The organism is Pantoea sp. Nvir, from assembly GCF_009829915.1.
GTDB lineage: Bacteria > Pseudomonadota > Gammaproteobacteria > Enterobacterales > Enterobacteriaceae > Pantoea.
The window spans coordinates 64,387-76,215 of the sequence record NZ_SZZW01000005.1 but is presented as its reverse complement, the minus strand read 5'-3'; the positions used below and the strand labels follow the sequence as shown (position 1 = coordinate 76,215).

At 41.6% G+C, this 11,829-nt stretch carries 8 protein-coding genes; 3 read left to right on the top strand and 5 right to left on the bottom strand.

The window, feature by feature from the left end; translation table 11 throughout:
• Nucleotides 1–657: 657 nt before the first annotated feature.
• The gene (locus FD729_RS04205; protein WP_159932037.1) at nt 658–1,473 is read right to left on the bottom strand and encodes a TIM barrel protein; all 816 of its coding nucleotides are present in this window, start codon (nt 1,471–1,473) and stop codon (nt 658–660) included.
• A gap of 424 nt (nt 1,474–1,897) precedes the next feature.
• Between FD729_RS04205 and FD729_RS04200 the strand changes: the two genes are divergently transcribed.
• Both FD729_RS04200 and iolB read left to right on the top strand, forming a co-directional pair.
• Nucleotides 1,898–3,412 carry a CoA-acylating methylmalonate-semialdehyde dehydrogenase gene (locus FD729_RS04200; protein ID WP_159932036.1) on the top strand — a complete coding sequence of 505 codons (1,515 nt, stop codon included), beginning with the start codon at nt 1,898–1,900 and terminating at the stop codon, nt 3,410–3,412.
• An 82-nt stretch (nt 3,413–3,494) separates the two neighbouring features.
• Entirely contained in the window at nt 3,495–4,313 is an 819-nt protein-coding gene (gene iolB, locus FD729_RS04195; protein WP_159932035.1) for a 5-deoxy-glucuronate isomerase, read from the top strand.
• A gap of 78 nt (nt 4,314–4,391) precedes the next feature.
• Here the strand turns inward: iolB and FD729_RS04190 are convergent, their stop codons facing one another.
• From FD729_RS04190 to iolD, 4 genes are all read right to left on the bottom strand, one after another.
• On the bottom strand, nt 4,392–5,222 hold the full coding sequence (locus FD729_RS04190) for a MurR/RpiR family transcriptional regulator (protein ID WP_159932062.1): 831 nt from the start codon (nt 5,220–5,222) through the stop codon (nt 4,392–4,394).
• Between the two features lie 201 nt (nt 5,223–5,423).
• A complete protein-coding gene (gene iolE / locus FD729_RS04185) occupies nt 5,424–6,320 on the bottom strand; it encodes a myo-inosose-2 dehydratase (RefSeq protein ID WP_159932034.1) in 897 nt (298 codons plus the stop codon).
• Between the two features lie 57 nt (nt 6,321–6,377).
• Nucleotides 6,378–7,397 carry a Gfo/Idh/MocA family protein gene (locus tag FD729_RS04180; RefSeq protein WP_159932033.1) on the bottom strand — a complete coding sequence of 340 codons (1,020 nt, stop codon included), beginning with the start codon at nt 7,395–7,397 and terminating at the stop codon, nt 6,378–6,380.
• Between the two features lie 57 nt (nt 7,398–7,454).
• Nucleotides 7,455–9,395 (bottom strand): 3D-(3,5/4)-trihydroxycyclohexane-1,2-dione acylhydrolase (decyclizing), encoded by a 1,941-nt coding sequence (gene iolD, locus FD729_RS04175; protein ID WP_159932032.1) that lies wholly within the window; start codon nt 9,393–9,395, stop codon nt 7,455–7,457.
• Nucleotides 9,396–9,783: 388 nt separating this feature from the next.
• Between iolD and iolC the strand changes: the two genes are divergently transcribed.
• A complete protein-coding gene (iolC, locus tag FD729_RS04170; RefSeq protein ID WP_159932031.1) occupies nt 9,784–11,694 on the top strand; it encodes a 5-dehydro-2-deoxygluconokinase in 1,911 nt (636 codons plus the stop codon).
• The last annotated feature ends 135 nt before the right edge of the window (nt 11,695–11,829 follow it).

The following is an 11,829-nucleotide window of genomic DNA, read 5'->3' as shown; positions in this document are numbered from 1 at the left end:
TACAAAGTACTAAGAACCAGTACAGACAAGGTGGTCCGATTCAAGTTTTAAAAAGAATTACTATTTGTTCAATTCATTTTCTCTTTCAAGAAAAAAGTCTCGGTAGCTCTTAGCTCCACTTTATCTATTTTTTGGTAGGAAGTTTGAATTACTTGTTTATACTGCATATAAGGGGAGCAATAGTTCAAAACAGGACCAGGATTGACTGCCTCTGTGAGTTACACATGCTCTAGATCTGTGTATTTAGATACATCATTAGATACATCATCTAACTGGCACAGCATCTCTGTTTTACTATTCGGTGGTGGTACTGGGTATGATGTTAAAATCAGTTCTTTATTTCCTATTTCATGTTTTTCACTTATTTTTTTCTTCCTTCTATAAAATGCTCTAAAATGTAAGAGTCATTGAAGATCTTAATGAAAGCCATTTAAGATCATGAGATTGCTAATTTATAAAACTTTTATGGATTTGATGCTGACATCATCGATCTGGTATGCGCTTTATTATGATAATTAATGATAATCTACTGATTATAATTCTATTTCATATCTGAGTGTGACATATATACTCCTGTTCACCTAAAGTTTATTTGATGGTTTAAAAAAATATGGATGTAGATAATGTGAGAATGATTCAATGCTATATAAGGAAAAATTAGGCCTGTAGTAGATGAATGCTATGATTAATCTGACGCTCAATTTCAACTGCTTTCCAGCTATTTAGTTGTGAAGAAAAGGGCTCAAAAGCATAGATACCTTTGTATCCGAGTACCTCCAGTCGCTTTATCTGTGCCACGCTGTTCAGTACATCTCTGTTACTTAGCATGACGCGCTCTTCATCGGTTAGTTTTGCAGTAGCACGAGTATCCTCTACACCAGAGATATGTACTAACCCAATCACATTAACATCGATTGCTGTTGAAAAATTCTGCTCAGCATTGTCATAGATATGGTGATGAAAGGTATCTATCACTAATTTAAAGGATGAGTGTGCTTCATTGATGAGCTGCTGAGTCTTCACTGCCGAGCGCATCGAGCTAGTCGGAAATCCTAGCGGTTCCACAAGGCCGTTTACCCCATACTGCGCAAAGCATATCTCTAGGGTTTTGATAGATGCCAACGTTTCTTCTGCCGTAATGTCAACGCCTTCATTTAACGGACACATTACTAATGCTTTAGCGTTAATAGCCTTTGCATCCTGTAGCAACCCCTCAGCTTTCTTCAGGACTGATTCATCCACGCGGTTAAAAGGATAGAGTGCATTGATGGTAATGACCTCTATGTTATATTTCGTAATGAGATCCTGCATTTGCTTATAAGTTAAATCATCGCACACTTTTCCGCTCCACATATCATTACGTAATTCTACTTTGTTCAAACCAATGCGCTGAACCAGCTGAAAAAACTCCTTAATTGAAAGAGTAGGGGCTATTTTACGGTTAATACAGAAACGGGTCAGGTCTATCGACATTCTGTGTCTCCTCCTGTCAGGATGTAAAATACTAATGGAAGTTAAGATTTTTTTTCAAAATTTTTTTTAAAAATCTATATTAGACTAATTAAATCTTTTAATTTCATATTTCATAGATTTTATCTAGAGCATATAAAAACAAACAAAACGTGAAACCATGTAAAAATAACTAGTAAAATTAGAATAAAAACAATTAGTTACTACATATCATATTCTAATATTATCTATCCATTTCTAACCTTTATTCATTTTTTCAGGTAGAAATATAAAATACATTTTGATAAAATTGAAATCTCTAAAAATTATATATGGAAAATATATTCCAAAATGATATTTTATGATGAGTTGTCGGTTTTCTAGAACATACGGCGTGAGAATTTACTGAGGCTCTACAGGGAACTTATATATTCAAAGAGGCTACAATATGCACATCATAGGAAACTTTATTGGCGGTCAGATAACCTACAGTGCTAGCAATGAAACTATCCCTGTTTATGACCCGGCAACTGGCACAGTAGTACGTGAGCTGACTCAGAGTACCAGCGAGGAAGTGGCTGAAGCAATTACAGTGGCACATGAAGCTTTATCAGCTTGGTCGAAGACATCGCCTTTACGCCGAGCCCGCGTTCTCTTTAACTTTAAAGAGCTGATTGAGCAATACCGCAATCCACTAGCTGAACTGATTATCTCGGAGCATGGAAAAGTCTGGTCAGATGCTCAGAGCGAGCTAACGCGTGGCCTAGAAGTAGTGGAGTTCTCCTGTGGTATACCGCATCTAATCAAAGGCGAATATTCAGCGAATGTAGGCCCAGGTATCGATAGCTACTCTCTAATGCAGCCAGTAGGTGTCGTGGCTGGGATTACGCCTTTTAACTTTCCGGCAATGGTACCGTTGTGGATGTTCCCGATTGCTTTAGCCTGCGGTAATACCTTTGTACTGAAGCCGTCCGCGCTTGATCCTTCAGAAGTAGTACGTATGGCAGAATTGCTGAAAGAAGCCGGGTTGCCAGATGGAGTGTTTAACGTAGTTCACTGCTCTAACGTAAATGCCGAGCAGCTTTATAAAGATCCGCGTATTGCCGCGGTTAGCTTTGTTGGATCCTCTAGTGTCGCCGAGTATATCTATAAAATAGCTAGTGCTCACGGTAAACGTGTGCAGGCGTTCGGTGCAGCGAAAAACCATGCTATCGTGATGCCAGACGCTGATCTCGAAGCCACCGTTAAAGCGATTATGGGCGGCGCATTTGGCTCAGCTGGTGAACGCTGTATGGCATTGCCGGTAGTAGTTGCAGTCGGAGAGGAAACTGCTGATAAGCTAATTACCCATCTCACTCCGCTGATCAAGAACCTGCGAGTTGGTCCAGGTATTCACAAAGACAGGGAAGAGAATGATATGGGGCCGGTAGTATCCACTGCACATCAAAAAAAGGTGCTGAGCTATATAGATAAAGGCGAGCAAGAGGGTGCTAAGCTAGTGGTTGATGGCCGCTGCAATTTCCAAATATTAGGTTTAAACTGTGAGGAAGGTTATTACGTCGGTGGTACGCTTTTCGATCACGTAACACCTGAGATGGTGATCTGGCGTGAAGAAATTTTTGGACCAGTGCTTAGCATCATGCGCACACCTGACTATGCTAGTGCTCTGCAGTTAGTGAACAGTCATGAGTTTGGCAACGGTAGTACCATCTTCACGCGCCAAGGTCACATTGCCCGCGAATTCGTACAGAACGTAGAGGCAGGTATGGTCGGAATTAACGTACCAGTACCGGTGCCAATGGCATTCCACAGCTTCGGAGGCTGGAAGCGTTCGGTATTTGGTGCTCTTAACATGCATGGTCCTGACGGCGTGCGTTTCTATACTCGCATGAAAACCGTTACGTCACGCTGGTCGAATGGCCAGCAAACTGACTCAGAATTTAGTATGCCTACGCTAGGCTAATGATATTACTTTATCTATCCTAGTGATTAGCTAGTGGGAGTGCTTTTGTAGCGTGTTGTTTTAAAAAAATGAGAAAATTGGGATGTCTTTTCTTTTAAAAACTCAGCAACCAGACAGTAATGGTCGTATCCAGCATGTAACTCCAGAAAACACAGGTTGGTTCTATGTCGGCTTTGATGCTTATCTGCTGAAGAAAAACGAAACCTTATGGTTAAGTAGCGCTGATAAAGAACTTTGCTTAGTGTTGGTGGCAGGATTCGCTTCGATAAAAACGCGTAACGCGGAATTTCTCAGTATTGGCAAGCGTATGTCACCATTTGAGCGCATTCCTCCTTATTCTGTTTATGTACCACACGACGATGAAGTAGAAGTGATTGCTAATAGTGAATTAGAACTGGCAGTATGCAACGCACCTAGCCAAGGTAGTTTACTAGCACGCTTGATCGAGCCCGCCGACGTCGGCGTTGAATATCGCGGCAAAGGGCACAATCAGCGTCTAGTGCACAATATCTTGCCGGACGACAAACCGGCCGATAGTCTACTAGTGGTTGAAGTCTATACTAATGAAGGAAACACCAGCTCTTATCCCAGTCATAAGCACGATCAGAAAAACAGCGACACGGAGACCTATCTTGAAGAGACCTATTATCACCGTTTCGATCCAGAAAAGGGTTTTGCAATGCAGCGTGTCTACACTGACGATCGTATGGTGGATGAGTGTATGGCGCCTTATAACCGTGACGTAGTCACCGTTCCACGCGGTTATCATCCAGTAGCAACAATAGCTGGCTATAATAATTACTACCTTAACGTAATGGCAGGTCCAGTGCGCTTGTGGAGATTTACCTGTGAAAAAGATCATATTTGGTTAAATAGCGATAACTATCCGTACGTTCGGTAATTGTAATATCTCAAAAAGAATCAAAAATTTATTTCAAAATTACCTTTTTATCCTTGATAAATTAAAGCTCAGCCTTTGTTAGCTTTGCAACGCCAGTGAAACTGCCAGTGTTTGTACTAGACAAAGAGATGCAACTTGAGATCGGAACCCGTTAATCTGAGCTTCACGTACTACGAAACAGACATCACTGAAAGCTGCCAACGGGCTGACTTGGCTATCGGTTATAGCGATCTGACGCGCACCGCGTTTTGCGCCCATCTCAACTAGTTCAATAGCTTCATGCGCATAAGGTGAGTAGCTAATGGCGGTAACTACATCTTCAGAGCTCACTAGGCTAAGCTGTTCGGTGAACATGCCACCCAAGCCGTCTATAAGAAATGCGCGTCGCTCAAGATGGCGTAGCGCATAAACTAGATAAGAGGCGATACTGAAAGAACGGCGGAGACCTATCACGTAGATGTTCTCAGCATTGTTAAGAAGATGAATTGCTTTATTAAGTTGGTGAGGATTAAGTTGTATCGCTAGCTGTCGTAATGAATGGCTATTAACCATAGTAAAGACATTCAAGATCTCCATAGGGCTTTCCGGTGAGACATCTGAATCATCGGTAGCTGTCTGGCGAAATAAGCGAGCTCGCTCGGTATAGTTAACAGTCTCCTCCATCAAGTGCTGACGGAAAACCTGTTTCATTTCGTTGAATCCGCTGAAACCGAATGCATTAGCAAAGCGAATTAAGGTTGAAGGTGGCACGTCAGCCTGCGCAGCGATGGAAGCAACAGTATCAAAGGAAATACTGTTGCTGTTATCAAGAATATAACGAGCGACCTGTTTTAATCGCTTACTTAATGTTTCATAGCGGCTACGAATATCATCTTGTAACAGAGAGAGTTGAGTAGAATTATTATGGATCATTTTATTGTTTGATTATCAAAAATAGAAATATGGCTGAATAATGTATTCTATACTACCAAATGAATAAGAAATTTCATTTCTTTACTCTGATTAAGAGTTTTCTTGTATTTATAAATAAATCCATATAAAATATGGAACCATGGATTTCGCAAAAATAAAAAGAAAATAACATTATTTTTTCAAAACAATCAGGAATACTTATAGACCAGCGTTCTCACGAATATATTTACGGGCTTTCACGGCATATTCAAATGGATTAGCCAACACTGGATCCTGCTCAGCTTCTACTACCATCCATCCTTGATAATTGTAATTCTTTAGTATTTGAAATACTGGATTAAAGTTGATTACGCCATCGCCCGGTACGGTAAAGGTACCTTTTTTCACCCCTTCAAAGAAACTTAGATGATTGTTGTGTACCTGCACTAAAACTTCGTCGCGCACATCTTTAAGATGGATATGGAAAATGCGACGTAAGTATTTTTTTAATACATTAAGCATTACCTGCTGAGATTTTTCAGAGTAGTAGAGATGACCGGTATCATAGAGCAAACCTACGCTATCTTTAGTTAACGTCATAAATTGGTCGATCTCTTCCACAGTTTGAATACCGGTACCCATATGGTGATGTAGCATAACACGCATTCCTTTCGCGTCAGCAATATCAGATAGTTCATTATAGCCTGCTGCCGTTAAGTGCCACTCTTCATTGGTGAAGATCGGCTTTTTTTCCAACACTGGCAGTGTGGTCCCTTGAATACTTTTGCTTTGTTCAGAACAACCGATTACACGTGCGCCTAGGGCGTACAAGAAATTCATATGATTAAGAAATGCATTAATAGTTTGAACTTTTTTACCTTCGGCAAAAAAAGTACTGAACCAGGCATTGCAAATCTCAATACCGCGAATATCGAGCATGTGTTTAAGGATTTCCGGATTTCTAGGATATTTACTTCCAACTTCGCTACCTGTAAAACCTGCCAACGCCATTTCACTTACTGTTTGTTGGAAAGTATTCTCTTTGCCTAGTTCTGGAATGTCGTCGTTAGTCCAGCCAATTGGCGAGATTGCTAGTTTTATGTTTTCTTTATTCATCTGTTTAGTCCTGAAAGGTCAGAGCAGTTAGAATTCGCTATATAAATAGAAACCCGCTTATTTCTTGGCGTAGAAAGCTGGGCACTGTGATATTTCAACAGGTTCTATAGCGCCGCTCTTTTGTGCCTTTAGGCATGTATCAGCGGCTACAGAGGCTGCGAAACCATCCCATGCTGAAGGTCCGGTAAGTTCACCACCTGCCTTTACATCGTTGATGAAGGTCTGTAGCTCAATATCGTAGGCTGCTGTAAAGCGATCTTTCCAGTTGGTCTGGATAGTGGTGTATATTTTTGCTTCACTACGTAATTGAACTGAGGCAGGTTCTGGCAGTTTTGCCGTACCAGTTTCACCTACCACTTCACACTGAATATCATAGCCATAGCTACAATTAACAAAGATCTCAACGTCGATTCGTACTCCTTTTTGCATTTCGAAAAGAACGATTTGAGGATCTTTTAATCTAGAATGTGATTTTGATGTTACTCGTGGAAAAATCACCTGTACGGTTTTATATTCGTCGTTGGTGAGCCACCTCAGCACGTCTAGTTCGTGAATAAGAGTATTTGTTATCGCCATATCAGTGGTGTAACTTTCTGGGACAGTTGGATTGCGATGAGCGCAGTGCAACATTAATAATTCACCAATGCTACCGTCGGTAATGATTTTTTTTAGAGCTCGATAGCCCGTATCATAAGGGCGCATAAAACCAACTTGCACTAAACGCTTTCCATGTTTTATTTCTGCGTTCACAACATGGCGACAGCCTTCTGCACTTATTCCGAGAGGTTTTTCGCAGAATACCGGTTTGCCTGCTTCGATCGCTGCTAGTGTGAATTCTTCATGCGTCTGGTCCCATGAAGTGACTATAATTGCATCGACTTCCGGCAATTGAATTACATGATGGCCGTCAGCATAGCTTTCCGCATCAATATTTAGATGTTGTAGTGTAGTACGAGCACCTTCGACGTTGATATCCGATACAGCCACAACTTTTGCCCCTTGCAGAACATTTTCGCAGCGACGAATATGCTCTTGACCGATTGCACCGGTACCGATAACGCCAATTTTTAAAGTCATACATATACCTATAGAATGTATATCAATGAAAAGATCGGGGGGGGTTTCTGGAAGAAATTAGTATTTACGTGCTTCATCGACATGCTTGTTAAGCTGTTCTGCCATTGCTTGAATGCGTTTAGATTTAGAAGTCTGCGCTACCCCAACGTGCCACCAGCTGCAATATTTATGCACCATGGTTTTTGGGAGCACTTTAATGTCGATAAGAGTTGAAATCGTCTGTTTCTGCACATCATCCAGTGCTGCCAGTAATTGCTCTAGCGTAGTGACACGATAGGATTTGCAACCATATCCTTTTGCAATAGAGGCAAAATCTACTGGAATGAACCCGCCTTCTAGCTTACCACTTTCCGAGTTACGGAAGCGGAACTCAGTGATAAAACTGTCCATGCCATGTTCCATCTGGAGGTTATTGATGCAACCATTGGTCATGTTGTCAAAAAGCACTACGTTGATCTTTGTATGTTCCTGAATCGAAGTAATTAGCTCAGAATGCAGCATCATAAAAGATCCATCTCCCACTAACGCATAAACTTCACGTTGCGGCTGCGCTAACTTTACTCCTAACGCGGCGTTGACTTCATAACCCATGCATGAATAGCCATACTCAACATGGTATGAATTGTAATCGCGGGTACGCCAGATACGTTGTAGATCACCTGGTAAACTGCCTGCTGCTGCTACAATCACTGCATCTTGCGGAAGATGATTGTTCAGAATTCCGAGTACTCGGCTCTGGGTGAGAACTGACTGAGTAAGAGTTTTAAATTCGGCAAATACCGAATTATAGTCGAGGTGGTCTGCAATCTCAGGAATAAATTCTTCTCCGGTATATTCGACCTGGTGAATACGCTGTATCTCCTTTAAAAGTTTGTTTTGTGCCTGTTCAATTTGATTGCCCCAATCGTTGCTATAGTTTTTAGCCGCTAGTCGGGCATCCAGTGCTATTAGTGCTTCGCGTGCATCTGCTAGCAACTGTATCCCGTCAAGCTTGTAACTATCGAAGTTGCTGACGTTAACGTTAAGAAAGTTGACATCAGGATTCTGGAAAATCCATTTTGAAGCAGTGGTAAAATCAGTATAGCGAGTGCCTATACCAATCACTAAATCCGCTTGTTTTGCTAATAGATTAGCGGCTAGGGACCCGGTTTCACCTACTCCGCCAACGTTCAGTGGATGATCGGAAGCAATAGTACCTTTGCCAGCTTGGGTTTCCGCAAAAGGAATCTGGTAATGTTCAGCGAATTGACGCAGTACTTCACCTGCTTCGGAATATTTCACGCCGCCACCCATCACGATCATGGGATTACGCTTTCGGCTAATTAGCATTAATGCGTCCTCAAGCTGCACTACGGTCGGTAGACGTCGATCAAGTCGGTGAACGCGTTTATGAAAAAAGTAATCTGGAAAATTCCAGGCTTCACCCTGTACATCCTGTGGTAGCGCAATAGTCACAGCTCCGGTTTCGGCAGGATCAGTAAGCACACGTAGTGCATTAATGCATGCAGTCATTAGTTGTTCGGGGCGGCTGACTCGATCCCAGTATTTACTTACTGCACGGAAAGCATCATTAGTGCTAACATTTAGATCATAACTTTGCTCGATTTGTTGCAAAACTGGGTCAGGTTGGCGAGTGGTAAAAATGTCGCCTGGCAACAGTAGTAAAGGTATACGATTAGTGGTCGCAGTAGCGGCTGCGGTAAGCATATTAGCAGCGCCAGGGCCGACTGAAGAGCTACAGGCAATAATTTGGCGTCGTAGAGATTGTTTAGCGAAGCCAATCGCAGCATGTGCCATACCCTGCTCATTACGACCCTGATAGATAATTAGATCACCACTATTTTGCTCTAGCGCTTGTCCCAAGCCTAGTACGTTACCGTGACCAAAAATGGCAAAGATGCCTTTTACAAATTTTTTTTCTACGCCGTCCACATTAATGTATTGATTATTAAGAAAAGTAACTAGTGCTTGCGCGGTAGTCATTTTAATTGTGCCCATATGCTATTCCTTATACATATACATGTTGTAATTTAATGGCAGGGTGATGATGTAGCGTACCGCGAAAAGTGACCACAATTAATTGAAAATCAATAAATTATAATTGAATTTTATTTTTCACTAAATTTCAGTAAAGAAAAATATTTTTTTGGTTAAACACGTAGTTTTTGAGATGCAACTTTATCATATTGAATGAATATGATTAATTTTAAAAAGTGATATACGAGATTTATCTTTCATGAATTTGAAATTCATATTTTATTTAATTTAGAATATTTATTTCCTATACTTGGAATAGTACTAGCCTAGAAAGAAAAAAGCCATACATACGTAAGATTATCGCTCTACTTACAAATATGTCTGCTTATTACAGAAGGAAACTATAGGTATGACTATACACAAGCAGCTTGATGTAATTTGTATTGGGCGCATTGCCGTTGACCTTTACGGTCAGCAAATTGGTGCACGGTTAGAAGATGTGAAAACTTTTTCTAAATATCTCGGTGGTTCCTCCGGCAACGTCGCTTATGGTACTGCTATTCAGGGTTTAAAGTCGGCAATGTTAGCGCGTGTGGGCGATGAGCATAACGGCCGCTTTTTACGTGAAGAGTTGAACCGAGTAGGATGTAATACCGATAGATTAATTACTGATAAGCAGCGCCTGACTGGACTAGTAATCTTAGGTATTAAGGATGAAGATACTTTTCCACTGATTTTCTATCGTGATAACTGTGCTGACATGGGGCTGGTACCAGAAGATATAGACGAAGACTTTATTATCTCTTCCCGTGCAATTGCGGTGACCGGTACACACCTTTCTCATCCACAAACCTGTGCGGCAGTCTTAAAAGCGCTGGATATCGCGAGCCGTAATGGCCTACGTAAGATACTGGATATTGATTATCGCCCGGTATTATGGGGCTTAACGACCTTAGGAGATGGAGCAACGCGTTTCATTAAATCAGATCAGGTGACGCAGCAATTGCAGAAAATAGTACATCATTTTGACCTGATAGTCGGAACAGAAGAGGAGTTTCATCTCGCGGGGGGTAGTACTAACACATTCACTGCGCTAAAGAATGTACGCCAGGCAACACTGGCGGCATTGGTGTGTAAACGCGGTCCGATAGGCTGTGCGGTGTTTGAAGGGAGAATCCCTAATTCTTGGGATAAAACTCGATTGTATAGAGGGGTGCAAGTAGAAGTATTAAATGTATTAGGTGCAGGAGATGCCTTTATGTCCGGCTTATTGCGGGGCTGGCTTAATAATGAAGGCTGGGAGCAGGCATGTAGTTACGCCAATGCTTGCGGTGCATTGGTAGTATCACGCCACGGCTGTGCACCTGCGATGCCGACCAAAGTAGAACTAGATTACTTCCTTAACCACTATAAGACAGTTAAAAGACTTGATTTTAATACACATCTTAATCATTTGCATCGTGTTACCACACGGAAACAGCAGTGGCTGGAACTGAATGTTTTCGCCTTTGATCATCGTAAACAGTTAGCCGAGATGGTACAAGAAGCATGTGTGGACGAGAGTAAAATTCCGGCACTGAAAATGTTATTGCTAAAGGCTGCGGAAGAAGTTGCACAAGATGCTGGACTAAACAGTAGAATAGGTATTCTTGCTGATACTACTTACGGGCAGAGAGCTTTGAATTCTATTACTGGGAAAGGATGGTGGATAGGCCGCCCAGTCGAGCAGCCTGGCTCACGTCCTCTGCGTCTTGAACATGGTAATATAGGTTCTCAACTTATCGATTGGCCTATTGAGCAAGTTGTGAAATGCCTGGTATTTTACCATCCGCAAGATAGCTTCGAGATGCGTAAAGAGCAGGATGCTCTTCTATTAGATATATGGAAGGGGTGTAATAAAAGTGGTCATGAATTTTTATTAGAGGTAATTCTACCGAAGAGCAATCCAGACCATAATGAAGTTTACTACCTGGAGATACTTCACCATTTCTATCAACTGGGCATCCGGCCAGATTGGTGGAAGTTACCACCTTTGTCAGCTGAGAGCTGGCAAGTAATCGGCAGTCTAATTGAACAACAGGATCCGTACTGTCGTGGTATTTTGCTACTAGGCTTAGATGCCTCAGAAGAGGAACTTAAAGATGGTTTTGTTGCTGCGGCCCAAGCGTTTTGGGTGAAAGGTTTTGCAGTAGGTAGAACTATTTTCGGTCATCCAGCCCGCCAATGGTTGCGGAACGAGTTAGACGATGGAGAACTGGTGGAAAAAGTGAAGTACAACTATTTACGGCTTATAGACTACTGGCGCGTTGCACGCAATTAAAGTATAAACAAAAACGGCAGGAATATTCCTGCCGTTTTTGTTTATACTTTAATTTTTTTAGATAAGCACTTTAGACCACACTATATATGGAGCTCTCTCTGCTCATACCTATAGTTAATCGTTTTCGTTTTGTAT

Bases quoted from the DNA above. Each gene is read 5' to 3' on its own strand.
- iolE (WP_159932034.1), bottom strand. From the start codon at position 6,320: ATGAATAAAGAAAACATAAAACTAGCAATCTCGCCAATTGGCTGGACT.
- FD729_RS04180 (WP_159932033.1), bottom strand. From the start codon at position 7,397: ATGACTTTAAAAATTGGCGTTATCGGTACCGGTGCAATCGGTCAAGAG.
- FD729_RS04200 (WP_159932036.1), top strand. From the start codon at position 1,898: ATGCACATCATAGGAAACTTTATTGGCGGTCAGATAACCTACAGTGCT.
- FD729_RS04205 (WP_159932037.1), bottom strand. From the start codon at position 1,473: ATGTCGATAGACCTGACCCGTTTCTGTATTAACCGTAAAATAGCCCCT.
- iolD (WP_159932032.1), bottom strand. From the start codon at position 9,395: ATGGGCACAATTAAAATGACTACCGCGCAAGCACTAGTTACTTTTCTT.
- iolB (WP_159932035.1), top strand. From the start codon at position 3,495: ATGTCTTTTCTTTTAAAAACTCAGCAACCAGACAGTAATGGTCGTATC.
- iolC (WP_159932031.1), top strand. From the start codon at position 9,784: ATGACTATACACAAGCAGCTTGATGTAATTTGTATTGGGCGCATTGCC.